The organism is Streptomyces sp. NPDC000878 (genome assembly GCF_053599695.1).
Window position 1 is genome coordinate 197057 of the sequence record NZ_JBSFMT010000004.1, and the last position, 24500, is coordinate 221556.

Genomic DNA, 24500 nt, shown 5'->3' on the forward strand with positions numbered 1-24500 from the left:
CCCTCCTCCCTCAGCCACACGGGTCGGTCAGCCGGAAGCCCACACCGCGGACGGTCTCGATCCATCGTTTGTCGCCGAGTTTGGTCCGCAGGGTTCCCACGTGGACGTCGAGAGTCCGGGTCGAGCCGAACCAGTTCTCGTCCCAGACGCGTTCGATGATCTGCTCTCTGGTGAGCACCGCCCCGTGTTCGGCCGCGAGCAGGGCCAGCAGGTCGAACTCCTTGGCGGTCAGCGACAGCGGCTCGCCCGCCAGGAAGGCCTTGCGTGCTCGTACGTCGATACTGAGCGCCCCGGTCTCCAGCTCGGAGCCGTCGGGTTCCGGCAGGGCCGTGGGGAGCGGGGCCTGCCTGGTGCGCCGCGTCACCGCCTCGATACGGGCCAGCAGCTCGCGGAAGCCGTAGGGCTTGACGACGTAGTCGTCCGCGCCGGCCTGTAGGACCATGACCCGGTCGATCTCCTCGGACCGTGCCGTCAGCGCGATGATGGGGACCATCGAAGTGGCCCGGATCCGCCGGCACACCTCATAGCCGTCGAGGTCCGGAAGACCCAGGTCGAGGAGGACGAAATCGACCTCCTCCGCGGCGTCGACCGCCTTCCCGCCGTCGGCCCTCCATAAGACGGTGTGACCGTGCTGCCGTAACGCGTCCGTCAGTGCGTCTGCAACGTGCTCGTCGTCCTCAGCCACAAGAATGCGCACGTAGTCCACAACCCCCCGTTAAAGCCCACCTGCTGCCGGGATTCTACTCGCGTCTACATCCCGGAGCTTTGGAATATGCGTTCGGCGTATCACCCGCTGGAGCGGGCGGCGTCCCACCAGGCCGGACCGGGGAACCTCTCTCCCGTCCTGTCGTCTCCGTCTGTCGTCTCCATGCCCGAAGCTGAACGATCTGCTGCACTGCGCTTGCCAGTGCGTTGCACATCCCCGGCCTAGCGTGAGTGCCGAGGTTCGTCGGCCCACGCAGTGATACGGAATCGCGAACCCGACCCGGTACCCGCACAGCCCGCAGGAGGTCCGGCCATGAGGTTCTCGAACTGGCTCCTCATGACCGTCGCGTTCCTCCTGCTGCTCATGGCCGCCTGGCTCCTGTTCAACTTCCACACCCCGTCACCCGTCTGAAGTCCCGCCGCCTGAAGTCTCCTGACACCCCCATCTCCCCCGTTGGGGGTGTCAGGGCTGCCCGAAGAACCCCGTGAACGGAGAGCAGCTCCCCGGACCGGGGCCGCACGGCGGTCCCGGTCCGCTACAGCCACCAAGCCCGGTATCCCACAGGAGATATGACGTGATCGCTTTCAGCACCACGCCCACCGTGGCCCTCGACAGTGCGGGCGGCCACTGCATGTACGCCCAGGTGGACCTGCTGCGCGCCATGGCGCCGGCCGTCCCCGTGCAGCTGCCCGAGGGGATGGCCGCCTGGTCGGTGAGTCGCGGGGACGTCGTCAAGCGGCTGCTCACGCACCCCGATGTCTCCCGGGACCTCAAGGGCACCGTGCCCGACTATGAGCCGGGCTCGGTCGCCTGGCTGTCGCCGTGGGTGGACATCGACCACATGGCCACCGCCGACGGCAAGGAGCACGCCCGGCTCCGCAGACTGATCACGCCTGCCTTCAGCCCCCGACGCGTGACCGCTCTGCAACCCCATGTCGAGGCCCTCGTCGCCCGTCTCCTCGACGACCTGGAGGCCCTTCCGGCCGACGAACCGGTCGATCTGCACACCGCGTTCTCCTACCGGGTGCCGACCGAGACGATCTGCGACCTCTTCGGGGTCCCGGACGACCAGCGGACCGAGCTGCTGCGCCTGTTCCGCGCTGTCGGGGAGACCGATGTGGCGAGCGAGGAGGAATCCGTCGCCATCATCAACGGCCTGGTCGCCGCGATGCACTCGCTGATCGAGGCCAGACGCCGCGAGCCGGGCGACGACCTCACCAGCTTCCTCATCGGCGCCCGGGAGGAGGGCAGCGCCCCCCTCACCGAGCATGAGCTGATCTCCACCCTGCTGTTGATGATCGGCGGAGGCAGCGGCACCACCATCAACCTCATCGACCACACCGTGCGTGAACTGCTCGCCAACCCGGATCAGTTGCGCGTCGTCCAGGAGTCTCCCGAGCGCTGGGCCGACGCGATCGAGGAGTCGCTGCGCGTGCACTGCCCGGTCATGCACCTGCCGATGCGATGGGCCACCGCGGACATCGACCTCGGCGAGGGCGTGGTCATACGGACCGGCGACGCCATCCTGATCTGCTACGGGGCCCACGGCCGCGACCCCGGCGTCCACGAGAAGCCGGACGTCTTCGACATCGACCGGGAGAACAAGGACCACGTCGCGTTCGGTCTCGGCCCGCACTTCTGCCCCGGTTCACGCCTGGCGCTCCTGGAGGCCAGGGTCGCCCTGCCGGCACTGTTCGAACGCTTTCCCCAGCTCGAACTGGCCGTCAAGCCCGACGAGGTCGAGCCCGAGCACACCTTCATCGGGAACGGCGTCGCGTCCTTGCCCGTCCTCCTCCACCACCGCTCGCGGTAAGGGGAGGCCGGGGGATGCGAACAACAACGTTGGTCCACGAACGCTTCGCCGCCCGCGCGGCTGCACAACCCGACGCGCTCGCCGTCGTCCACGGCGACGAGCAGATCGGTTACGGGCACCTCGACCGCCGTGCCGACCAGTTGGCCCATGTCCTGAAGCAGCAGGGGGTACGACGCGGCTCCGTGGTCATGGTGCACCTGGAGCGCTCGATCGACCTGATCGTCTCGCTCCTCGCGACGCTGAAGGCGGGAGCCATGTACCTGCCGGTGGAGCCGGACGCGCCCAGCCACCGCGTGGCGCGCCAAGTCGAGGAAGCTGGCTGCGCGGCGGTGCTCACCCACCACGACACGGTGGAACTCTTCGCCGCCATGCCCGTGACTGTCGTGGCCGTCGACAGGGAACCGGTGGACGAGGTCCCGGCCGCTCCTGTGCGCACCGCGGTCGACGGCACGGACGGCGCCTACGTCATCTACACCTCCGGCTCGACCGGCGTTCCCAAAGGCGTCCGCGTCGATCACGCCTCCCTCGCCTATCTGTGCGACGAGGTCAACGCACGGTACGGAATCGGCCCGGCCGACCGGGTCCTGCAGTTCGCGGCCGTCTCCTTCGACACCTCCATCGAGCAGATCCTCGTGGCCCTGCTCAACGGCGCGGCCCTGGTCCTCCCCGACCATCTCTGGGCGCCGAGCGACCTCGCGGACCGTCTGACGGCGTACGGGGTCACCGTGATGGACCTGACTCCTTCGTACTGGCGGGCCTTCCTGTCCGACCTCAGCCGTACGCCGGCCGACCTCGCGGTGCGCCTGACGATCGTGGGCGGCAGCGCCGTGCACGCCGAGGACTGCCGGACGGCGCTGCGGCTGATGCCCCGCTCACGTCTGGTCAACGCCTACGGCCTGACCGAGACCACCATCACGTCCTGCACGATGGAGGTCACCCCTCAGACGCTGCCCGCACAGGGCCCGGCCCCGGTCGGCCGCCCGCTTCCGGGCACGGTGATCCACGTACTCGACGACGATCTGCGGCCCGTACCACCCGGCCGGCAGGGCGAGATCCACATATCCGGCCCCGGTGTCGCGCACGGTTACCTCGGGGACGCCGCGGACCGGTCCGGATTCCTGCCCGATCCCCGCGCGGAGCGGCCAGGCACTCTGATGTACCGCACCGGCGACGTCGGCGGCTGGACAGCCGCAGGCGATCTGGAGATCACCGGGCGTGCGGACCGGCAGATCAAGGTCCGTGGCTTCCGGATCGAGCCGGCCGAGATCGAGGCGGCCCTGTCCGCCCACGAGTCGGTGGTCGACACGGCCGTGGTGCCGTGGGTCCAGGGCGCGGAGCCGAAGATCACCGCGTACTACACGGTGGCCCCCGCGCAGGGCGGTGTCCCGCCCACCACCAGTGAACTGCGGGCGTACCTCGCCGACCGACTGCCCGCCTATATGGTCCCCTCGGCGTTCGTCCGGCTGCCCGACATGCCGATGACGAGCAACGGCAAGGTCGATCTGAAGGCACTGCCCGCCCCGGACCCCTCCGGAACTCACACCGCACCTGCACCCGACGACGCACCGGACCAGAGCGGCCGGCTGGTCGAGCGTGTGGTCGCCGGCATCTGGCGGCAGGTTCTCGACGTGGAGCGCGTCGAGCCGCACGACAACTTCTTCAGCCTGGGCGGTGACTCCCTCAAGGCCGCCCAGCTGCTCGCCAAGCTCCGCGAGTCCCTCGGCATCCTGATCACCCAGATCCGTCCGCTGATCCGGCTGCTGCTCGACGACGCGACGCTGCGCAGCTTCGCCGCCGCCGTCGAGTCGGCAAGGGCGGGCATGCTCGCCGACGACGCCAAGGCCGTGGACTTCACCGTCGAGGCCGAGTTGGGCATTCCCATCCGGCGTACCCCCGCCGAACCCGCCTCGTGGGAGAAACCGGCCCACATCTTCCTCACCGGGGCCACCGGATTCCTCGGGGGCTACCTGCTCCGGGAGCTCCTGGCCTCCACCGATGCCACCGTGCACTGCCTGGTGCGCGCCGACGGCGATGGCCGCGCGATGGCGCGCCTCCAGAAGAACACCTCTCATTACTTCCAGGACGACCTGGAGCGCTACCGCGAGGAGGGGCGGATCCGCGCCGTTCCCGGCGACCTCGCCGAGCCTCGTCTCGGCCTGACGAAGGAGGAGTTCGACCGGCTGGCCCGGATGGTCGACGTCATCCACCATCCCGGTGGGCTCGTCAACTTCATCTATCCGTACGCCCACATGCGGGCGGCCAACGTCGAGGGAACCCGCGAGATCATCCGCATGGCCGCGCGGTACCGCAATGCACCCGTCCACTACACCTCCACCATGGCGGTGGTCTCGGGCTTCGGGACCGCCGGCGTCCGGCAGGTCAGCGAATCCACTCCGGCCGCCCACGCCGATCGCCTGTCAGTGGGATACGTCGAGAGCAAATGGGTAGCGGAGACCCTACTGCTGGGCGCCGCTCGCCAGGGGCTTCCGGTGGCCGTCTACCGGGCGGCCGACATCTCCGGCGACCGGCAGACCGGCGCCTGGAACACGTCGACGGAGATGTGCGCGATGAAGAAGTTCATCGTGGACACCGGCATGTCCCCCGTTGCCGAACTGCCCCTGGACTACACGCCGGTGGACTGCTTCGCCGCGGCCGTCGCGCACATCGCCGGGTCACGGCTGCCGCAGGGCGAGGTCTACCACCTCACCAATCCGGGCAAGGCGAACGTCTCCGTACTGGCCGAACGCCTGCGCGCCCATGGCCACGAGGTACGTGAGGTCCCGTGGGCGGAATGGGTGGAACGGATCGCCGAGATCGCGGTCGAGGAACCCGGACACCCCATGACGCCCTTCGCCCCGCTGTTCATCGACCGCTGCTCCACCGGCGAGATGAGCGTGGCGGAGATGTACCTGGAGACGACGTTCCCCGTCTTCTCCCGCCACAACGTGGAGCAGGCCCTCGACGGCAGCGGCATCGGGATTCCCCCGGTGGACACCGAGATGCTCGACCGCTACATCCGCTATCTGACCAGCATCGACTTCCTGTGAGGCCCACGTGCTGATGCCAAGCCCGGTCCGCCCCCGGTCCGCATGGGGCCTCCTGGACCTGGACACCGCACCGACCGACGGCCCGGTCGCGTTCGGCGACGACCTCACCCCATGGAGCCTGCTCGACGCGTACCGGCACGGGCTGTACCCCTTCCCCGCCACCACCGCCGAGCACCGGCTGCTCAATGAGCTGAGTTACGAGTCCGAGGTGGCCGCCGGACGGATCGGGCTGCAGACCGGCACCGGCTATCCGTACGGCGTCGCCTGGTGCTCCCCGGATCCCCGCCCGGTCATCCCCGTCGCTCAGGCACACATCCAGCGCAGCCTTCGACGGCAGCTGCGCGGCATCAACTGGACGACCACCGCCGACGTCTGCTTCGAACGGGTGGCCGCCCAGTGCCGCGAGGGGCGCACGGAGTACTGGCTGACCGACGAACTGCTGGCGAGCCTGACCCGCCTGCACGAGTGCGGCTACGCGCACAGCGTCGAGGTCTGGGACGGAGAGGAACTCATCGGCGGGGTGTACGGAGTGCGGATCGGTGGCGTCTTCAGCGCCGATTCCCAGTTCACCCTGCGCAGCGGTGCCGGCAAGGCCGCCGTGGCCGAGCTGACGCGCCGCTTCGCGCAGGCCGGCGGCATCGCGGTCGACGTCCAGCGCGACAGCGACCACACCCGGCTGCTCGGGGCGCGGCCGATCCCCCGCGCCCAGTACCTGGAACTCCTCCGTACCCCCCACCGGCCGTCGCCGCTGCGCACCGGGCGAAGGCCGGTCCGGCTGCTGACGGACTGACAGGACCGGGACCACACGACCACACACCGGAGACCCGCCATGCCTCAGAGCACCGCCGGTACGGGACTGCACGTCGCGAGTCTCGCCGACCGCCCCGACCTGGAGACGGCCATGCTGACGATGGAGTCGTCCTGGCCGGACTACATACGCCCCGACCCGACCCTCGTCCACTGGATCTTCGAGCGGCACGCCCAGCACCAACTCGTGGTCCTGGACGAGTCGAAGACGGTCGTCGCCCGCGCCGCGAGCGCGCCACTGGCCTGGGACGGCAACCCCGACAGCCTGCCCGACACGGGCTGGGACGAAGCACTGCGCCAGTGCATGGCCGACACCTACGGCGGTCACCGGCTCAACGCACTGTGCGCGCTGGAGATCGCCGTGGTGCCCGGCCACCAGTCGCGCAGTCTCTCGGGGCGCACGCTCCAGGCCCTGAAGGACCACGCCCGGAGCCAGGGCTTCGGCGACCTGGTCGCCCCGGTGCGACCGAGCCTCAAGCACACCGCGCCACAGCTGACCATGGCCGCCTACGCCGCGCGGACCCGCTCGGACGGGCTGCCGGAGGACCCCTGGCTGCGCGTCCACGTGCGGACCGGCGGCCGGATCCTGAAGGTCTGCCCGGCCTCGATGACCATCTCCGGAAGCCTCGCGCAGTGGCGCGCGTGGACGGAACTGCCGTTCGACACCAGCGGCCCCGTCGAGGTGCCCGGCGCGCTGACACCGGTGGTGGCCGACGTGGAGCAGGGCTACGCCGTCTACATCGAGCCCAATGTGTGGGTGCGCCACCGCCTCTGACAGCGCCCCAGATCCGTTTCCCGAAGCGGCGCCCCACCTGTTGCACAGCCTGTTCCGTACCGACCGACTGACCAGAAGAAGGACGAACACCATGAGCATCAGTGGACCGGACAAGGACACCACCAGGCGCATCGAGCTGCGGGGCGCCCTGATCGAACGGATCGGCGGCTACATGACCGCGCACGCGCTCGGGGTCGTGGCCGATCTCGGCGTGGCCGACCTGATCAAGGACGGGGTACGCAGCAGCGACGAACTGGCCGCCGAGACCGGGGCGCACGAGCCGTCGCTGCGCCGGGTACTGCGCCTGCTCGCGTCGGTCGGGGTCACCACGGAGCCCGAGCCGGCCCGCTTCAGGCTGACCGAGGTGGGGGCTCAACTGCGGTCCGACTCCCCCGATTCGCTGCGCGCCTTCACCCGGGTCTTCTGCAGCCCGATGTGGTTCACCGCCTGGCAGGGTCTGGGCCAGGCCGTCGCCACCGGCGAAGTGGCCTTCAGCCAGGCCAAGGGCTCCGACTTCTACACCAGCCTGACCGCGGACACCGAGTTCAGTGCCCTGTTCCACGAGGCGATGGGCGAGGAGTCCCGGATAGCGGCCGGACGCATCGCCGCGGGCTACGACTTCTCCCACGCCACCAAGGTGGTGGACCTCGGCGGCGGCGACGGAACCCTCCTCGCGGCCGTCCTCACGACCCACCCCCATCTGAGCGGTACCGTCTTCGACAGCCCGAGCGGTGTGGCCGATGCTCCGGCGGTGCTGGGCAAGGCCGGGGTCGCCGACCGCTGCGAGGTCCAGCCGGGTGACTTCTTCCAGGACATCCCGGGTGACGGCGATCTCTACATCATCAAGAGCGTCTTCCAGGACTGGAACGACGAGGACGCCCTGGCCCTGCTGCGCTCCTGCCGCACCGTGATTCCCGAGTCCGCCACCTTGCTGATCGTGGGTACGGTGCTGCCTGAGACCCCCTCCGCCGACCAGTCGATCGCGTACTTCACCGATGTGAACATGATGGTCATGGCCGGCGGCCGGGAGCGGACCGAGTCGGAGTTCCGGACCATGCTCTCGGAGACCGGCTTCACGGTGCGGTCCGTGCGGTTCGGTGCGGCCGGGCCACTGTCCATGATCCAGGCCACGCCGTCCGCCGCCCGATGACAGCGCCCGGCTTCGGTGCGGAACTCCTCCTCGGACGGCTCCGCACCGGCCTCCTCACCCCACCCCCCGGCGATCCGAGGCGCCTTGAGGACGCGGACGAGCAATTCCTCACCAGGTTGCGGGAGTTCTGCGAGAACAAGGTCGACAGTCATCTGATCGAGCGCGAGGACCGCATCCCCGATCAGGTGATCGAGGGCCTCAAGGACCTCGGCGCTTTCGCCATCAAGATCCCTCAGGAATACGGCGGACTCGGGCTGTCCGGACGGTGTTACCTCCGCGCCCTGATGCTGGTCAACAGCACCCACTCGGCACTCGGCGAGTTGCTCGCCGCCCATCAGGCCATCGGTCTGCCCCAGCCGCTCCTGCTGTTCGGCACGGACGAGCAGAAACGCGCCTTCCTGCCGCGGTGTGTACACGAGATCTCCGCCTTCGCCCTCACCGAACCCGACATCGGCAACGACCCGTTCCGGATGCACACCACCGCCGTTCCCGACCGGTCGGGGGACACGTACACGCTCAGCGGCGTGAAGCTGTGGACCACCAACGGCACCATCGCGGACCTGCTGGTGGTCATGGCCATGGTTCCCCCGGCCGAGGACCGCGCCGGCGGAATGACGGCCTTCGTGGTCGAAGCCGACACACCGGGGGTCACGGTGGAACACCGCAGCTCCTTCCTGGGGCTGCGCGGTCTGGAGAACGGCGTGATCCGGCTGCACGATGTCGCGGTCCCGGCAGCGAACCGCATCGGCGAGGAAGGCGAGGGCCTGACCGTCGCCCTTGCCGCACAGGAGACCGGGCGGCTCTCGCTGCCCGCCGTCTGCGCCGCCGCCGCCAAGTGGAGCGCGAAGGTCGCCCGGGAGTGGGCCGGTGCCCGTGTGCAGTGGGGACGGCCGATCGGTGAACACGACGCGGTCGCCGGAAAGTTGGCCTATATCGCGGCCACCGCCTTCGCCCTGGAGGCGATGGTCGAGATCTCCGGAGGCCGCGCCGACCTCGGCGGCGACACCGCACTCGAAGCCGAACTGGCCAAGCTCTTCGCCTCGGAACACGGCTGGCTGGTCGCCGACGAGCTGATGCAGCTGCGCGGTGGCCGCGGCTACGAGACCGCGGAGTCGGCCGCGGCACGCGGCGAGCGCGGTGTTCCGGTCGAGCGGCTGCTGCGCGACCTGCGCATCGGACGCATCTTCGACGGGTCGACGGAGGCTCTTCGGAGCTTCATCGCTGACGCCGTACTCACCCACCACCGCACAGCGGCGGACACGACACTCGACGCACCCGGCTCCGGCGAGGCCCCGGCCGACTCCCCCGTCGGCAGTCGCGTGCTCGCCGGACACCTGCTCTTCGTCGAGCAGGCAGCCAGGCGGATCGCCGGACCGTTCGCCGAGTTCGCCCGTCGCCCCGAGGGTGAACTCGGCACCTTTCAGCGCCACTTGGGCCGACTCGTCGACATCGGCTCGGAGCTGTACGCGATGAGCACCGCGTGCGCCTACGCGGCGGCCCTCGCCGGCAGCGACGACACGCCCGCCCGCCTTGCCGACCTGTTCTGTCGTCAGGCCCGGATCAGGATCACGGAGCTGTTCGCCCGGCTGGTCGCCAACACCGACGACCATGACCGCGCCCTGGCCCGCGCGGTCCTCGCCGGCGACTTCACCTGGCTGGAAGAGGGAGTCGTCGACCCCTCGATCGACGGGCCCTGGATCGCCGAGCCGAAACCCGGTGCGGCGATCGGTCCCGACCTGCGCAGACGCACCGTCACAAGCGGCGTCGGCGCATCGCCCGACCTGACGGAGTGCAAGGGAGCGGACGATGGACGATGAGATAGGCACCCTCGTGTCAGCGGCACGGCAGCGGATGTCCAAGCAGTGGATGCCGAACCGGTTCATCGATCTGCTGGAGACGGGCGAGGTACCGAAGGGGCATCTGCGCGCGCTGGCGGGAGAGCTGTACCGCCTGGTGGGCAGCGATCGCCGCAGCTTCGCCCTGCTGGCCTCGCGCTTCCCCTCGGCCCCCGCCGGCGACCTGTTCCTGACCATGGCTCAGGGCGAGTCGGAGGCGTTGCGCCTCCTGCTCGATTTCGCGTCCGCCCTCGGGATGGACGAGTCGGAGCTGACGGCGTACGAACCACGGCCGCTTGCTCAGGCGTACCCCGCCTACCTGACCCAGACCGCCCTCCACGGCACCCGCAGCGACATCGCCCTGGCCCTGCTCGCCAACGCGGCCGAGTCGGGAGACCAGTACACGCGCGTGGCCGACGCGCTGTGCAAGCGGTACGGATTCGACGAACAGGCCGTCGGGCACTTCCGGTTCTTCGCCGACACGCCCCAGGAACTGCTGGACCAGGCGGCGGAGACGCTACGTATCGGTCTGGCCGGAGGAGACGACTCCGGCGAGGCCGTCCGGACGGCTCGGATGGTGCACGCCTACGAACTGGCCTTCTGGCGCGCCCTCTCCGACGACATCGTGCGCGGACGGGCAGGCGCCGACCTCGCCCGCGCAGCGGAGGGTCAGTGATGACGACGACCGGCAGCACACCACTCGGAAGAACCCGTCTCCTGCTGGAGAGGGCGCGCTATCTGAACCTGGCCACGGTGTCACCGGAGGGACGGCCCTGGGTGGCCACGCTGGAGTACGCCTGGCAGGCGGACCCGCTGCGGTTCGTGTTCGGCTCGGCGGGGCTGTCCCGGCACGGGCTGAACATCGCGCACACACCGGCCGTCAGCGGAACGCTGTTCGTGGCGCCGACCACGCCCGGCCTGGACATCAGTGCGGTCGACGGCGCCCAGTTCACCGGAACCTGCGGCGAGATCCCGGCGGACGAACTGGGCGACTACTACTCGCACTTCTACCGGGCCGTGTTCCCCGACCCCGAACAACGTGACCAGTACAGGCTCCAGCCGTCACAGCTGCGCGCTCCGGCACCGCACCGACTCTACGTCGTCATCGTCGAGGAGTGGTGGCTGATCGACACCCGCACCTGGGAACACGACAGGATCGACCGGCGGATGGAGGTGCCGCTGACCGATCTGTCCGCGGCTGCCCTCGGCGGAAGGCCGTCGCGGCTTTCGGGGAAGCCGCCGGTGGCCGTCCCCGCGCAGGGGAACGGCCACCGGACGCCGACCGGGCAGGGCCGTTAGGTGGCCCGTTGCCCGCGCCCGGCGGCAAGGCGTCACCCATGCCCGTCGTGCTCCGCCGAGCCGCTCTCCTCGGCTTGCTCGCCCTCCGCCGGGGCCGTGTCGCCGCCGAGGCCGGCCTGGACAGTGAAGTCCGCGGTCCGCACCTTGCCCTCGTGCTTGAAGTCGAGGAAGAGGCGGTAGCCGTGGGCGCTGGGCGCGGTGGCGGTGAAGGACACGGTCGGCCCGGGCTTCGTCTTGGGGTCGCCGACTTCGCTGTTGGGGTGGACGTGCAGGTAGGCCAGGTCTCCGGCGCGCAGCGCGACCAGGTGACCGTAGGCGCCGAGGTAGGGCTGCAGGTCGGTCACCGGCCTGCCGTCCTTGCTCACCTCGAACGTCAACTCCCGTGCGGACCCCGCGTCGAGGTCCCCACGCAGGGTGACCGTGTAACCGTCGACCTCGCTGGTGGGCACCTGCTTGGGCAGCGGCTGCGGCTGGTAGCGCCCCGCGACCGCCAGGTCGGTGCCCAGGGTGAGGCTTTCACCGTCCCCGGCGGCCGGGGCGAAGTCCGCGAAGAGGCGGTAGTCGCCGGCCGTCGGCAGGTTCACGGAGATGCGCCACGTGCCGTCGGTGGAGCGCGTGGGGTGCAGGTGACGGTAGACGGTCAGGTCGCGAGACGCCAGGATCAGGTGGAGTTCCTTCTCCTGCTCCACCGTGTAGTCGGTGACCGGTTGCCCCTTCTCATCCAGGATGGCGAACCGTATCTCGGTGGCGCGCCCGCGCTCGATCCGCGGAGTCTTCAGGTCGATCGAGTAGCCATGGGCCGAAACCTGCAGCCCCTCGGGCACTTCCACTGCCTCGTCCGCGCCGCCGCCCTCCGCCGCCTCGACCTCACTGGCGGCGTGCGAATCCGCGTTGGTGCCCGAGTCGCCGGATCCGGCGAGGCTGCCCACACCGTAGGCCGCGCCGAACACGAGGGCCAGTGCTGCGACGAAGCCAGCGATCTTCGGCCAGGTCTTCATAAGTGTCTCCCGGGAAGGGCCGACAACAGGAACGTCATACGGCCGAACATATACCCCCATGGGGTATCCTGCAAGAGATTTGAACATACACCCCGGGGGTATATCATCTACCCCCTAGGGGTATGTTGGCGAGATCGCGAGAGGTACCCCCTAGGGGGATAGTGCCGACCCATGTCGGGAGGAGCGGTGATCAAGCACCTCCCGGAGCACCCACGCATCGACACCCGAGGTGAAGACCATGACCGATCAGAAGAACTCCGGCACCGCGTCCCTCACCCAGGGAAGTGAGGTGACCGCCGTCTACAAGGTGTCCGGCATGACCTGCGGCCACTGCGAGGGCGCGGTTTCCGAGGAGATATCCGCGATCGACGGCGTGACCTCGGTGAAGGCCGTCGCCGAGACCGGCGAGGTGACGGTCACCTCCGTGGTCCCCCTCGACGAGGAGGCCGTCCGGGCCTCCGTGGACGAGGCGGGCTACGAACTCGTCGGCTCGGTCTGAGATCTTCCGGGGCCGACGGCCCCGGGCCCCGCGTTTCTACCCGCCGGGGCGCGCCGCTCCCGCTGACGCGGCTGTCGGCCGTCCCGGCCAACCCCAGGAGAACCTCCCATGACTAGCGCGGCTCCTGATACGAGACTGCACGGCCCGGCATCCGTGTCCGCCTCCGAGGTCGAGCTCTCCATCGGCGGCATGACGTGCGCCTCCTGCTCGGCCCGCATAGAGAAGAAGCTCAACCGCATGGACGGCGTCACGGCGACCGTCAACTACGCCACCGAGAAGGCGAAGATCTCCTACGCGGACGGCATCGGGGTCGACGACCTCATCGCCACCGTCGAGAAGGCCGGCTACACCGCCAAGGAACCGCCCCCTCCCGCTCCACCGGCCGGCGAGGGGGGCAACGTCCAGGCGGCCGGACCTGTTGTGGACGGGGAGTTGCTCTCCCTGCGGCAGCGTCTGCTGGGGTCGCTCGCGCTCTCGGTGCCGGTCGTTCTGATGGCCATGGTCCCGGCCCTGCAGTTCGACAACTGGCAGTGGCTGTCGCTGACGCTGGGCGCACCGGTCGTCGTCTGGGGTGCGTTCCCCTTCCACAAGGCCGCGTTCACCAACGCCCGGCACGGCGCCGCGACCATGGACACCCTGGTGTCCCTCGGCACGCTCGCCGCGCTCGGCTGGTCGCTCTGGGCGCTGTTCTTCGGCGACGCGGGCATGCCGGGCATGCGGCACGGCTTCGAGTTCACGATCTCCCGTTCGGACGGCTCCTCCTCCATCTACCTGGAGGCCGCGGCCGGCGTGACGACATTCATCCTCATCGGCCGCTACCTGGAGGCGAAATCCAAGCGCAAGGCGGGCGCGGCACTGCGCGCACTCCTGGAACTGGGCGCCAAGGACGTCTCGGTGCTGCGGAACGGCAAGGAAGTACGCATCCCTGTCGCGCAGTTGGCGGTCGGTGACCGCTTCGTCGTACGCCCCGGAGAGAAGATCGCGACCGACGGCACCGTGGTCGAGGGGTCCTCGGCGGTGGACGCTTCGACGCTGACCGGCGAGTCGGTGCCGGTGGACGTGACCGTCGGCGACGCCGTGACCGGCGCGACCGTGAACGCCGGCGGCCGGCTCGTCGTCGAGGCGACCCGCGTCGGCGCGGACACCCAGCTCGCCCGGATGGCGCGGCTGGTCGAGGACGCGCAGAACGGCAAGGCCGAGGTGCAGCGCCTCGCCGACCGGATCTCCGGCATCTTCGTCCCCGCCGTCCTGTTCATCGCCGCCGCCACCCTCGGCGCCTGGCTCGGCGTCACGGGCGACACGGCCGCCGCCTTCACGGCCGCCGTGGCCGTGCTGATCATCGCCTGCCCGTGCGCGCTCGGACTGGCCACCCCGACCGCGCTGATGGTCGGCACCGGCCGCGGAGCCCAACTCGGCATCCTCATCAAGGGCCCCGAGGTCCTGGAGTCCACCCGCCGCGTCGACACCGTCGTCCTGGACAAGACCGGCACGGTGACCACGGGCCGTATGCAGCTCCAGGACGTCTTCACCGCACAGGGCGTGGACGAGACTGAACTGCTGCGGCTGGCGGGCGCGTTGGAGCACGCCTCCGAGCATCCGATCGCACAGGCGATCGCGGCCGGCGCCGGCGAGCGGGCCGGAAGCCTGCCGGTGCCGGAGAACTTCGAGAACGTCGCCGGCCTCGGCGTCCAGGGCGTCGTGGACGGACACGCCGTACTCGTCGGCCGCGAGAGGCTCCTGGACGAATGGTCCATCGTCCTCCCCCGCGAACTTGCCGAGGCCAAGGCCGAGGCGGAGGCCGAGGGCCGTACGGCGGTCGCCGTCGCCTGGGACGGCGAGGCGCGCGGCGTCCTCACCGTCGCCGACGCGATCAAGGAGACCAGCGCTGCCGCGGTGGCGGACCTGCGAGGGCTCGGCTTGAGGCCCGTCCTCCTGACCGGCGACAACCGACTCGTCGCCGAGTCGGTCGCCCGGGCCGTCGGAATCGACGAGGTGATCGCCGAAGTCCTGCCGCAGGACAAGGTCGACGTGGTCAAGCGGCTGCAGAACGAAGGCCGTACGGTCGCCATGGTGGGCGACGGTGTCAACGACGCCGCCGCGCTCGCCACCGCCGACCTGGGCCTGGCGATGGGCACCGGCACCGACGCGGCGATCGAGGCCGGCGACCTGACCCTCGTACGGGGTGACCTGCGCGTGGCCGCCGACGCGATCCGTCTGTCCCGCAAGACCCTGGCCACCATCAAGGGCAACCTCTTCTGGGCCTTCGGCTACAACGTCGCAGCCCTGCCCCTGGCCGCGCTCGGCATGCTCAACCCCATGATCGCCGGAGGCGCGATGGCCTTCTCCTCGGTCTTCGTCGTCACCAACAGCCTGCGCCTGCGGTCCTTCACATAGGGCGGGGCGTACGGCAGGTCGTCATGGAGCCCCGTTTGACAGCGCCACGCCTGCAACCAGCGTCACACGGTGGTGTGTGTGCTCAACCACCCCACGTATTCGCAGCGGTCCACAGCAGCGATACTGGCCGGACGTTCGAACCAGGGGGACGGAGTGGAGTGGTCGACGGGGCTGTCCGGGCTGGCCGTCGGCCTGTTGATCGCGGCGGTGACCGCGCCGGTGGGGGTCTCGGGCGCGGTGTTCCTGCTGCCCGTGCAACTGAGCGTGCTCGGCGTGCCCAGCCCGGCGGTGACCCCCACCAACCTGCTGTTCAACGTCGTGGCCGGACCGGGCGCACTGCTGCGCTATCGCCGTACGGGCCTGCTGTACAGCCCGCTGACCCGCAGCCTGATCGCCGGTACCTTGCCCGGCGTGGCCGTCGGCGCCGTGGTGCGGGTCTTCGCCGTCCCGGGACCGGCCGTCTTCCGCCTCCTGGTCGCCGCCCTGCTGATGCCCCTGGGCCTGTGGCTCGTCACGCGCACTCTCCGCCCGGCCCGACCCGACCCGCCGACGGAACCATCTCCCCGCGCCATCACGGGACTTGCCCTGGTCGTCGGGATCGTCGGCGGAATCTACGGGATCGGTGGCGGCTCCATCCTCGGCCCCGTCCTGGTCGGCCGGGGCATGCCTGTCGCCCAGGTCGCCCCGGCCGCCCTCGCCTCCACCTTCGTCACCTCCCTGGCCGGTGCCGCGGCCTTCGCGCTGCTGTCCCTGACCGGCGCCGGCGATGCCACCCCCCACTGGTACCTCGGGCTGGCCTGCGGCCTCGGCGGACTGATCGGCGGCTACCTAGGCGCACACCTCCAACCCCGCCTGCCGGAGACCGCACTGCGCCTGCTGCTCGGGAGCCTGGCCGCCGCCCTCGGTGTCGTCTATGCCGTGCAGTCGCTGCTCTGACACAGCGAGACCGCCCCCGGACGGGTTCATCAGCCGCCGGCGTGGCACATCATGGGGCCGAGTCGCGTCCGAGAGGGCCCTGTTGGCCGCAGTGAGCAGGACAGCGCTGTCAGTGGTGGGTGGCAGCATCGGGCGCATGACGGACACCACGGCATTCGACTGGCGGTCCTTCCTGCTCGGGTGGAGCGGGGAGTGGGCGGACTCCCTGCCGGACGGCGAGACGCAGGGCGAGGACGACGAGGCCGTGCGACGCGCGCGGTGGTTGGGGTTCTCCCCTGCGCCGGAGGAGCGGATCGCAGCCATGGAGGAGCGCCTCGGCCGCCGGATGCCGCCGTCGTACCGGGAGTTCCTCCAGGTCAGCGACGGGTGGCGGCACGCGGGCGGGTTCGTGTGGCTGCTGGCGGGGACCGAGGGCGCGCACTGGCACGACAACAAGTCGGGACTCGCGGACCTGTTCGAGGAGTACCTGGACGAGGATGCCGGGCCCGAGGAGCGGCTGGAGGTGGACATCTGGCGACGCGGGCTGCAGCTCGACGTCAAGTCCGACGCCATCCACGTCCTCCTGGATCCCGAGGACGTGGACGAGGACGGTGAGTGGGCCGTGTACACCTGGGCGAGCTGGCGGGCCGCGCCGCCCGAACGGCACGCGAACTTCCTGGAGTTCATGCGGGACATGCACCGGGAGTTCCACAGTCTGCGGGCGCACCGGACCGACGGGGAGCCGGTGTTCGCCAACGACACGACGCGAAAGCTGGACGCCCTGGTGGAGGAGGCCCGGCTGGAGGCGCTGCGCGGCGGCTGGGAGCGGTCCGGGAAGGCCCTGGACGAGGCCAAGGAGTACGGCAGACCGCGGGCCGCCGGTCTGGGCGACCAGCTACGCCGCCTGCTCGGACAGACCTCCTTGGTGTACTTCGACGCACTGGTGACGGACCCGCGGTACGCTCCCGAGCTGCTGCCACCGCTGGTCGCGGAGCACGCGGCGCACTCGTACCGGGACGACTCCACGCTGACGTTCCATCTGCGGGGCGCCGACGACGACCTGGTGTCGCTGGCTTACGCGACGCTGGATCAGGTGAGGAACGGCACGTACCGGTACGCGGCGGCCGGACCGTTCGGGGAAGCGGTCGAGCAGGCGCGGGAGTTGGCGCGGTGGGGAGACTCCGACGGGGCCTGGCGGACGCTGATGAGCGCTCTCCCCCTGTGGGAGCCGCTGGGGCCGGACCACCTGGCGCCGTTGGGGTGGGTGGCCGACCTCCTGCTCGGGCCGCTGCTGACCCCGGAGCGGGGCCGCGAGCTGCTGTCCACGCCGAGGGGCGGGCAGACCGGCGAGGCACCGGGACCGACGGCCGGGCTCGACCCGGGCGACCTGGCGTGGCTCGCGGAGCCGGACCCGGGCAACAACCGCACGTCCTACCGGTTCGTCCTGGTGGAAGGTGTGGAGCCGCAGGAACTGCCCGGACGACTCACGGACGAGGACGAGGACGGCAGCGCGCTGAACGAGCCCATGCGCCTTGGGGAAGCGCGCCACGGATCGTCGTACAGCCAGAGGGAGTTCACGTCCTACGACGACAGGGCTCTCATGGCGGTCGGCCGGGGCGGCACCGGCTGGAGCTTCGCCTTCGACGGCGATCCCGCCCCGTTCGACCGGCGGCGCTTCGTCTCCCCGGCCACGGCCGCCGGCGCGGGCACCCGCGCGGTGGTGGTGTGGAGCGGCCTGAGGACATGGCACGGGGAACCTTTCTTCCACCTCTCGGTGGCACGGGACGGTGCCGAGCAGTACGCATTCACGTACGCGGACGGAGAGATCCAGCAGAACGGGGAGATACCACCGACGCTGGATCCGAGCCGGTTCTTCGGCCACCAGAAGGACACGGCGGCGGAACGGTCGCTGCTCGAAGCGGTGGCCGGGGAGTTCGGTGCGTCTCTGCCACGTCACGCCATCGTGAACGGGCGGCTGCACACCTTCACCAGCCTGTCCTGGACACGTCCGCCGAGGGACGGCGAGACGTACGCGGTGATCCGCATGCACTAGACAGCCCCGCAGCCAACCCGGCCCGAATTGGGCATTCATGCACCGTTTGAACTTGGAGGAACCTACGAACCTGAGAATTGGCTGAGTAATCGGCGCTCACATCCGTATCTATGGACGCGCTTCCCCCATGCCGGAAGTCCTGCCGACTCCGGCAGATGTCCTTGAGAGGCCCGATGACACGCAACACGAGAAGAAGATCGAAGACTGCCCGCCGGGCGGTAGGCGCGGCGGCCGCACTGGCCATCGGCGCCGGTGGGCTGGTGGCGGTCAACATCTACGCCTCGGCCGACGAGACCGGCGCGTCGAAGGGCTCCGCCCAGAACCAGGTGCTCGCGGCCGGCAGCTCCACCATCGACTGCCCCGACGTCGGCCAGCAGTTGACGTCCGTGCCCGCCCAGGCGAAGGCCCAGGTCGACAAGGAACTGGCACTCCTCGACAAGCAGATCTCCGAGGCGTACCAGCGCCTTTCCACCTCCCAGAGGGCGATCGCGCAGGACCCCAACTTCGCCCAGAACGCGATCATCGGCCCGCTGAAGGACAAGCGGAAGGCGACGATCGACCGGATCGCCACCGCCATCGGCCGGGTGGCGGCCAAGCCGCAGGGCCTTGACGCTCTGGCGGCCTGCACGCTGAAGGCCACCGGCAACCAGCCCACCGCCGGCCAGCCCTCCGCCAGCCCGAGCAACAACACCAATGCCGGCGTGGCCGGCAACGGCCCCGTGGCCGCCGACTTCGTCGACATCACCAAGGTGAAGGCGAATGTGCGCACGCCGGCCAGGTCGGCGAAGGCCTCGAAGGGTTCCTTCGTCAGCAAGTGCGGGGTGAACGCCAACAAGCTGTACAACAGCGACAACGTCATCGTCGCGCCCGGTGTCACCAACGGTGCCCACCACGTGCACGACTACGTCGGCAACCAGGACAACGACGCCTTCTCCAGCGACCAGGACTTCGCCAAGGCCGGGACCAGCTGCCAGAACAAGGGCGACAAGTCGTCCTACTACTGGCCGGTGCTGCGTGTCCAGGACGGCACCAAGGAGTTCGACAACGACAAGCTGGGCGGCGGCGCCGAGGGCAACACGGGCCGGATCCTGACGGCCAAGCAGGCCACCCTGGACTTCGTGGGCAGCCCGCGCGGCAAGGTGGTCGCGATGCCCAAGTTCCTGCGCATCATCACCGGTGACGCCAAGGCGTTCGTCAACGGCACGGCCAACGCCAACGCCTCCTGGAGCTGCACCGGCTTCGAGAACAAGGTGCAGTTGAAGGACAAGTACCCGCTCTGCCCCCGCGGCAGCAGCGTGGTGCGCACCTTCAAGTTCCAGAGCTGCTGGGACGGCACGAACATCGACAGCGCCAACCACCGCACCCACGTGGCGTTCGCCGACGCCAACGGCAACTGCCCGACCGGCTTCAAGGCCATCCCGCAGTTGGTGCAGCGACTGGTGTACGCGGTGAACGCGCCCAGCGTGAAGAACAACGGCAAGACCAGCCCGTTCTACGCGTTGGACGGCTTCCCCGAGCAGCAGCACAAGCCGGTCACCGACCACGGTGACTTCATCAACGTCTTCGACCCGAAGGTGATGAACAAGGCTGTCCAGTGCATCAACACCGGACGTAAGTGCAGCTAAGTCTGGCCGAGTTACCGAGCGGTGGGCGTCGTCAGTCGGCAAGACTGACGGCGCCCATCGCCATGAACGGAGTGCTCCGGTCGGAGCCTTCAGACGGGTTCCTGGTCGCCGGGCAGGGGCTGTTCGAACCAGACCACCTTGCCCGTGCTCACCCGTGTCGCCCCCCAGCTCTGTGCCAGCTGGTCCACCAGGAAGAGCCCTCGGCCGCCTTCGTCGCTGAGCCGGGCATGTCGCATCCTCGGCACCAGCGGCGAGTTGTCGCCCACCTCGCAGCGCAGCACGTCCGTGCAGAGCAGTCGCAGGGTGATCGGCCGGGAGGCGAAGCGTACGGCGTTCGCCACGACCTCGCTGACCATCAGTTCGGTGGACTCCACCAAGGAGTCGAGACCCCAGTCGCGCAGTGTCCTGCGCGTCAGCCGACGGGCCTGTCGCGCGGTCTGCGGACGGGGCGCCATGTACCAGTACGCGACGGTCTCCGGCAGGATGCCCTCGAACCGGGCGGCGAGCAGCGCGATGTCGTCGTCCCGGTCTCCCGCCCCCAGCGTGCCGAGCGCCTGCTCGCACACCTCCGCCGGCGCCGGGGGCCCGGAACCGGAGGCGGCGGCCCGCAGCCGTGCGCGCAGCCGGTCCACCCCGGTCAGCACGTCGGAGTCACGGGACTCGACCAGGCCGTCGGTGTACAGCAGCAGGGTCGATCCGGCCGGCGCGTGCATCTCGGTGGACTCGAATCCACCGCCGCCCACACCGATCGGCACTCCGGGCGGCACCGGCAGGACCTCCGTACTGCCGTCGGGGTGCAGGAGCACCGGTGGCAGATGGCCCGCGTTGGACACCAGCAACCGGTGCAGTACGGGGTCGTACATGGCGTACAGGCAGGTCGCCGTGTGCTCGCTGCCCAGCCGCTCCGCCTGTTCGTCGAGGTGGTGCAGGACTTCATCGGGCGGCAGGTCGAGGCCGGCCAGGGTCTGCACGATGGTGCGCAGCTGGCCCATGATCGCTGCCGAGGTCATGGAGTGGCCCATCACGTCGCCGATGACGAGGGCGACGCGGTTGCCGGGCAGCAGGATCGCGTCGTACCAGTCGCCGCCGACCTGCGCGGTCCGTGAGGCCGGCAGATAGCGGCTGGCCAGTTGGACTCCGGTCGGCTCGGGCAGCGACGGCGGGAGCATCGTGCGCTGGAGCGCGTCCGCGACGGATGCCTCCCGCGTGTACAGCACCGCTTTGTGGATGCCGAGAGCGGTGTGGGTGGCGAGTTGGGAGGCGACGAGCAGATCGTCGCCGGTGAAGTCCGCCCTGCCGGGGCCGCGGATGAGGACGACGCTGCCCATGGCGTGGCTGCGGCCGTGGAGCGGGGCGAGGATCAGCCGTCGTCCTGGCGGCACCGTGCCCGGAGAGTTGGGCACGCCCAGCAGCTCGGCCACCACGGAACGGATGCCCGGAAGGTCCCCGAACACCGGCCGTCCGGCCCGCAGCAGCCTGGCGAGCGGACCGGTGGGAGACAGCCGTACGACCTCGGCCGCCCGGGCGGTGTCGTCGACCGGTGGGAGCGGGCCGGAACCTCGGACGGCCGCCGTCCGTCGGGGTGCGCGGTCCATGGTGTGGAGGCGTAGGACGCCGGGCGGGTCGGTGGCCTCGTCACCGACCGGCAGTGGGGAGTACAGATGGACGAGGGCCACGTCGGCGAACGCCGGGACGGCCGCCCGGCACAGTTCCTGCAACGTCTCGTCGAGGTTCATGCCGCGGGCGATCTGGCGGGTCGCCGCGTCGAGATAGCGGAGCCTGTCGGTCTGCGGCTCGGCGCCGTCGGACCGGGGACCGCCCGGTCGTACGGCGGGAGCCTCCACCGCCGACGGACGCGTCGCCCGGCCGCTCCCTTCGGAGGCGGGATTCGCACCTGACTGCGTGTGTGCCCCGTCGGCGCGGCTGCCGGACCCGGGCGACGGAGCCGCACACTGCGGCCGGCGCGCGCGAGCAGCGGCCTCTTGCACGTCGGCCGTCCGCCCGTCGGCCGCCTGCCCGCCGGTGGCTCCATCGGCTCCGAGGTGCTTCGTCACGCGAATCCTTCCGACCGTGCGGACCCCGCCGCCGGGGCGGGGTGATCAGAGGGCGTCAGGCGGGCCGTCTGCAGCGCAGGAAGATCTGCACCTCGGGCGGGACGTCCGCGGTCGCCGGAGCGTACGAGTACGAGGACTCCTCGACGATCTCGAAGCCCGCTTCCTCGACGACCTCACGCAGCTCCTCCCGCAGATAGCCGGACACCCGGATGGTGCTTCCGATGAACGGGATGGAGAAGTCGTCGACATCGGCCTCCACCATCGACAGCGCGAACAGACCGTCCGGCAGAAGCAGCTGGTGGATCGTGCGCAGCGCGAGGGGAATCTCGGCGCGCGGCAGCATGAGCAGGGAGAAGAAGGCCGTCACCGCGTCGAAGCGGCCGAGGTCCAGGGGGCCTCCGGGCCGCAGATCCGCGAGGTCCGCCTGATGGAACACCCCGGTGGGCACGTACGTGCGGGCGAGCGCGACCATCCTCTCCGACAGGTCGACCCCGACGACCCGCAGGCCCGACTCCGTCAGCTGGCGGGCGGTCGGAACGCCGGTGCCGCACCCCAGGTCCAGTACCCGGGCCCCGGACGGCAGCGACTCGATGAGCCACTCGGCGGACGCGACCTGCCCTTCCTTGTGCGGGAAGGCCTCGTCGTAGCGGTCACCGATGGCGTCGAAGGCCTCGGCCTGGCCTGTGCGGTCGAGCCACATGCTCCCGTAGCCGACCTCGTCGGCGGGGTTGGTCACGAGGATTCTCCTTCAGCCCGTTATGTAACAGTCTGCGGGTAATTTTTTCACAGTTATGCAAGCTTAGATGTAGATCGCCCGCGATGGCCGCCGTAGCCCGCTTCGAGAGATCGATCGGGTCCCGGCGCGACCTCGCCCAGGTCAGTCGGCGGCCTTCATACGGAAGGCGGGGCCGGGGACACTCTCGATCTCCTCCGCCTGCACGGCGTGGCCTCGTTCGCAGTGGATCCGGGCGTCGACGTGCGCGCCGCATCCACGGTGTCGCGTGAGTACGGCCGGCCCCTCGGGGTCGGCACGGTAGCGGTCGCCCCACTGCAGGAGCCCCATCACGGCCGGGACCAGATCCATGCCCTTGGGCGTGATCACGTACTTGGGCCGGCTCCGCGAGCCCGGTTCCCTGTAGGTCTCGGTGGCCAGGATCCCCTCCTCCACAAGCATCCGGAGCCGCGCCGCGAGGAGGTTGCGGGGACAGCCGAGGACGCGTTCGAAGTCGCTGAAGCGGGACGAACCGTACCAGACCTCGCGCAGGATCAGGATCGTCCACTTCTCACCGACGACCTCAAGGGTCCGGGCGATCGAGCAGTTCGACGCGTCCCGGTCGAGACGGGGGTCCATGCCGGCGTCCTGAAGAGCTTCGGTCCTCGCATCCATGGGGTGATCCTAGCCTCACCTGAGTTTACTTTCCTATACTCAGCAAGTAGCGTCGCGACCAGCACACCAGCCACTCACCACCGAGAAGATCACGCGGAAAGGCGGCCGACATGAAGGCATTCGTCGTCGAGAAGTACGGCAAGGACGGCGCACGCGCCGCACAGGTACCCGAGCCCGCCGTCGGGGACCGCGACGTCCTGGTCAGAGTGAGCGCCGCCGGCATCAACCCGCTGGACAAGATGGTCCGCGACGGGGAGTTCAAACAGCTCCTGAAGTACAGGCTCCCGTTCGCGCTCGGCCATGACCTGGCCGGCGTCGTAACGCGGGTCGGCTCCGCCGTACAAGAGTTCGAGGTCGGTGACGAGGTCTACGCCCGTCCGCGCGACCTGCGGATCGGAGGCTTCGCGGAGTTCGTGGCGATCGACGTGGACGACGTCGCGCCCAAGCCGGCCTCGCTCAGCCTCGACGAGGCAGCCGCGGTGCCGCTGGTGGCCCTGGCCGCCTGGCAGATCCTCGTCGACCGGGCCCGGGTGAAGCCGGGCCAGAAGGTGCTCGTCCACGCCGGTGCCGGTGGCCTCGGGTCGACGGTCGTCCAGCTCGCCAAGCACCTGGGTGCCACCGTGGCGACGACGACGGGCACCGACACGGAGAAGCTGGTCAGGAGCCTCGGTGCCGACATCGTCGTCGACTACGCCAAGGAGGACTTCTCGCAGGTGCTGTCCGGCTACGACCTGGTGCTGGACTCCCTGGGTGGCGCGAACCTGGAGAAGTCACTGACGGTCCTGAAGCCCGGCGGCCTGGCCATCGGTGTCGTCGGCCCGCCGGACGCCGGGTTCGCCAAGCAGCTCGGCGCCCCCTGGTTCATGGGCGTGGTCATGAGCGCGCTCAGCCGCAAGGTCCGCAGGCGGGCCAAGGCGCTCGGCGTGCGCTACCAGTTCTTCTTCATGCAGGCCAACGGCTCCCAGCTGCGCGAGCTGGGTGCCCTCTATGACAGCGGGCGGCTCCGCCCGGTCATCGACAGGACGTTCCCGTTCGACCGGACGCTGGAGGCGATGGCGTACGTCGAACAGGGCCGCACCACGGCCGGCAAGGTCGTGGTCTCGATGGCGCCCGGGAGCGACTGAGACCGGACCGGCCGGAGCC

19 protein-coding genes are annotated in these 24500 nt (G+C 70.0%); 14 read left to right on the top strand and 5 right to left on the bottom strand.

All coding sequences use genetic code 11. The annotated features are described in order from the left end of the window. Positions 1-10: 10 nt before the first annotated feature. A complete protein-coding gene (locus ACWDR4_RS06080) occupies positions 11-697 on the bottom strand; it encodes a response regulator transcription factor (protein ID WP_450404472.1) in 687 nt (228 codons plus the stop codon). Between the two features lie 583 nt (positions 698-1280). Between ACWDR4_RS06080 and ACWDR4_RS06085 the strand changes: the two genes are divergently transcribed. From ACWDR4_RS06085 to ACWDR4_RS06120, 8 genes are all read left to right on the top strand, one after another. Then, the gene (locus ACWDR4_RS06085; protein ID WP_450404474.1) at positions 1281-2519 is read left to right on the top strand and encodes a cytochrome P450 family protein; all 1239 of its coding nucleotides are present in this window, start codon (positions 1281-1283) and stop codon (positions 2517-2519) included. A 14-nt stretch (positions 2520-2533) separates the two neighbouring features. Continuing rightward, positions 2534-5566: a non-ribosomal peptide synthetase gene (locus tag ACWDR4_RS06090; protein WP_450404477.1), complete on the top strand. Its 3033-nt coding sequence runs from the start codon at positions 2534-2536 to the stop codon at positions 5564-5566. Between the two features lie 13 nt (positions 5567-5579). Beyond that, positions 5580-6356 carry a leucyl/phenylalanyl-tRNA--protein transferase gene (locus ACWDR4_RS06095; RefSeq protein WP_450404647.1) on the top strand — a complete coding sequence of 259 codons (777 nt, stop codon included), beginning with the start codon at positions 5580-5582 and terminating at the stop codon, positions 6354-6356. A gap of 39 nt (positions 6357-6395) precedes the next feature. After that, entirely contained in the window at positions 6396-7148 is a 753-nt protein-coding gene (locus tag ACWDR4_RS06100; protein ID WP_450404480.1) for an N-acetyltransferase, read from the top strand. A 91-nt stretch (positions 7149-7239) separates the two neighbouring features. Then, complete coding sequence (locus ACWDR4_RS06105; RefSeq protein WP_450404482.1) at positions 7240-8298, top strand: methyltransferase; 1059 nt, start codon at positions 7240-7242, stop codon at positions 8296-8298. Next, positions 8295-10115, top strand: a complete 1821-nt coding sequence (locus tag ACWDR4_RS06110; RefSeq protein ID WP_450404484.1) for an acyl-CoA dehydrogenase family protein — start codon at positions 8295-8297, stop codon at positions 10113-10115. Before ACWDR4_RS06105 ends, ACWDR4_RS06110 begins: the two co-directional genes overlap by 4 nt. Beyond that, positions 10105-10809 carry a thiaminase II/PqqC family protein gene (locus tag ACWDR4_RS06115; protein WP_450404486.1) on the top strand — a complete coding sequence of 235 codons (705 nt, stop codon included), beginning with the start codon at positions 10105-10107 and terminating at the stop codon, positions 10807-10809. The genes ACWDR4_RS06110 and ACWDR4_RS06115 overlap by 11 nt, the downstream gene beginning before the upstream one ends. Continuing rightward, entirely contained in the window at positions 10809-11432 is a 624-nt protein-coding gene (locus ACWDR4_RS06120; protein WP_450404488.1) for a pyridoxamine 5'-phosphate oxidase family protein, read from the top strand. Before ACWDR4_RS06115 ends, ACWDR4_RS06120 begins: the two co-directional genes overlap by 1 nt. A 32-nt stretch (positions 11433-11464) precedes the next feature. On the opposite strand, the gene ACWDR4_RS06125 is transcribed toward ACWDR4_RS06120, so the two are convergent. Further along, on the bottom strand, positions 11465-12430 hold the full coding sequence (locus tag ACWDR4_RS06125; RefSeq protein ID WP_450404491.1) for a hypothetical protein: 966 nt from the start codon (positions 12428-12430) through the stop codon (positions 11465-11467). A 238-nt stretch (positions 12431-12668) separates the two neighbouring features. On the opposite strand from ACWDR4_RS06125, the gene ACWDR4_RS06130 reads away from it, so the two are divergent. The 5 genes from ACWDR4_RS06130 (at position 12669) to ACWDR4_RS06150 (ending at position 19916) form a co-directional block, all read left to right on the top strand. Continuing rightward, positions 12669-12929: a heavy-metal-associated domain-containing protein gene (locus ACWDR4_RS06130; protein WP_450404494.1), complete on the top strand. Its 261-nt coding sequence runs from the start codon at positions 12669-12671 to the stop codon at positions 12927-12929. Between the two features lie 108 nt (positions 12930-13037). Further along, complete coding sequence (locus ACWDR4_RS06135; RefSeq protein ID WP_450404497.1) at positions 13038-15323, top strand: heavy metal translocating P-type ATPase; 2286 nt, start codon at positions 13038-13040, stop codon at positions 15321-15323. Between the two features lie 153 nt (positions 15324-15476). Beyond that, entirely contained in the window at positions 15477-16259 is a 783-nt protein-coding gene (locus ACWDR4_RS06140) for a TSUP family transporter (protein WP_450404650.1), read from the top strand. 136 nt (positions 16260-16395) lie between these two features. After that, a complete protein-coding gene (locus tag ACWDR4_RS06145; protein ID WP_450404500.1) occupies positions 16396-18291 on the top strand; it encodes an SMI1/KNR4 family protein in 1896 nt (631 codons plus the stop codon). Between the two features lie 173 nt (positions 18292-18464). Further along, complete coding sequence (locus tag ACWDR4_RS06150; RefSeq protein ID WP_450404503.1) at positions 18465-19916, top strand: DUF1996 domain-containing protein; 1452 nt, start codon at positions 18465-18467, stop codon at positions 19914-19916. Positions 19917-20005: 89 nt separating this feature from the next. Here the strand turns inward: ACWDR4_RS06150 and ACWDR4_RS06155 are convergent, their stop codons facing one another. The 3 genes from ACWDR4_RS06155 to ACWDR4_RS06165 form a co-directional block, all read right to left on the bottom strand. Continuing rightward, complete coding sequence (locus tag ACWDR4_RS06155; RefSeq protein ID WP_450404651.1) at positions 20006-21652, bottom strand: SpoIIE family protein phosphatase; 1647 nt, start codon at positions 21650-21652, stop codon at positions 20006-20008. A gap of 373 nt (positions 21653-22025) precedes the next feature. Continuing rightward, complete coding sequence (locus ACWDR4_RS06160; RefSeq protein WP_450404653.1) at positions 22026-22670, bottom strand: class I SAM-dependent DNA methyltransferase; 645 nt, start codon at positions 22668-22670, stop codon at positions 22026-22028. Positions 22671-22847: 177 nt separating this feature from the next. Continuing rightward, positions 22848-23321 (bottom strand): winged helix-turn-helix transcriptional regulator, encoded by a 474-nt coding sequence (locus tag ACWDR4_RS06165; protein WP_450404654.1) that lies wholly within the window; start codon positions 23319-23321, stop codon positions 22848-22850. A 146-nt stretch (positions 23322-23467) separates the two neighbouring features. Between ACWDR4_RS06165 and ACWDR4_RS06170 the strand changes: the two genes are divergently transcribed. Further along, positions 23468-24481: an NADP-dependent oxidoreductase gene (locus ACWDR4_RS06170; protein WP_450404506.1), complete on the top strand. Its 1014-nt coding sequence runs from the start codon at positions 23468-23470 to the stop codon at positions 24479-24481. Positions 24482-24500 lie beyond the last annotated feature (19 nt).

Coding starts and splice junctions, on each gene's coding strand:
- ACWDR4_RS06090 (WP_450404477.1), top strand. CDS start 2,534: ATGCGAACAACAACGTTGGTCCACGAACGCTTCGCCGCCCGCGCGGCT.
- ACWDR4_RS06095 (WP_450404647.1), top strand. CDS start 5,580: ATGCCAAGCCCGGTCCGCCCCCGGTCCGCATGGGGCCTCCTGGACCTG.
- ACWDR4_RS06100 (WP_450404480.1), top strand. CDS start 6,396: ATGCCTCAGAGCACCGCCGGTACGGGACTGCACGTCGCGAGTCTCGCC.
- ACWDR4_RS06105 (WP_450404482.1), top strand. CDS start 7,240: ATGAGCATCAGTGGACCGGACAAGGACACCACCAGGCGCATCGAGCTG.
- ACWDR4_RS06110 (WP_450404484.1), top strand. CDS start 8,295: ATGACAGCGCCCGGCTTCGGTGCGGAACTCCTCCTCGGACGGCTCCGC.
- ACWDR4_RS06115 (WP_450404486.1), top strand. CDS start 10,105: ATGGACGATGAGATAGGCACCCTCGTGTCAGCGGCACGGCAGCGGATG.
- ACWDR4_RS06120 (WP_450404488.1), top strand. CDS start 10,809: ATGACGACGACCGGCAGCACACCACTCGGAAGAACCCGTCTCCTGCTG.
- ACWDR4_RS06125 (WP_450404491.1), bottom strand. CDS start 12,430: ATGAAGACCTGGCCGAAGATCGCTGGCTTCGTCGCAGCACTGGCCCTC.
- ACWDR4_RS06130 (WP_450404494.1), top strand. CDS start 12,669: ATGACCGATCAGAAGAACTCCGGCACCGCGTCCCTCACCCAGGGAAGT.
- ACWDR4_RS06135 (WP_450404497.1), top strand. CDS start 13,038: ATGACTAGCGCGGCTCCTGATACGAGACTGCACGGCCCGGCATCCGTG.
- ACWDR4_RS06145 (WP_450404500.1), top strand. CDS start 16,396: ATGACGGACACCACGGCATTCGACTGGCGGTCCTTCCTGCTCGGGTGG.
- ACWDR4_RS06150 (WP_450404503.1), top strand. CDS start 18,465: ATGACACGCAACACGAGAAGAAGATCGAAGACTGCCCGCCGGGCGGTA.
- ACWDR4_RS06155 (WP_450404651.1), bottom strand. CDS start 21,652: ATGAACCTCGACGAGACGTTGCAGGAACTGTGCCGGGCGGCCGTCCCG.
- ACWDR4_RS06160 (WP_450404653.1), bottom strand. CDS start 22,670: ATGTGGCTCGACCGCACAGGCCAGGCCGAGGCCTTCGACGCCATCGGT.
- ACWDR4_RS06165 (WP_450404654.1), bottom strand. CDS start 23,321: ATGGACCCCCGTCTCGACCGGGACGCGTCGAACTGCTCGATCGCCCGG.
- ACWDR4_RS06170 (WP_450404506.1), top strand. CDS start 23,468: ATGAAGGCATTCGTCGTCGAGAAGTACGGCAAGGACGGCGCACGCGCC.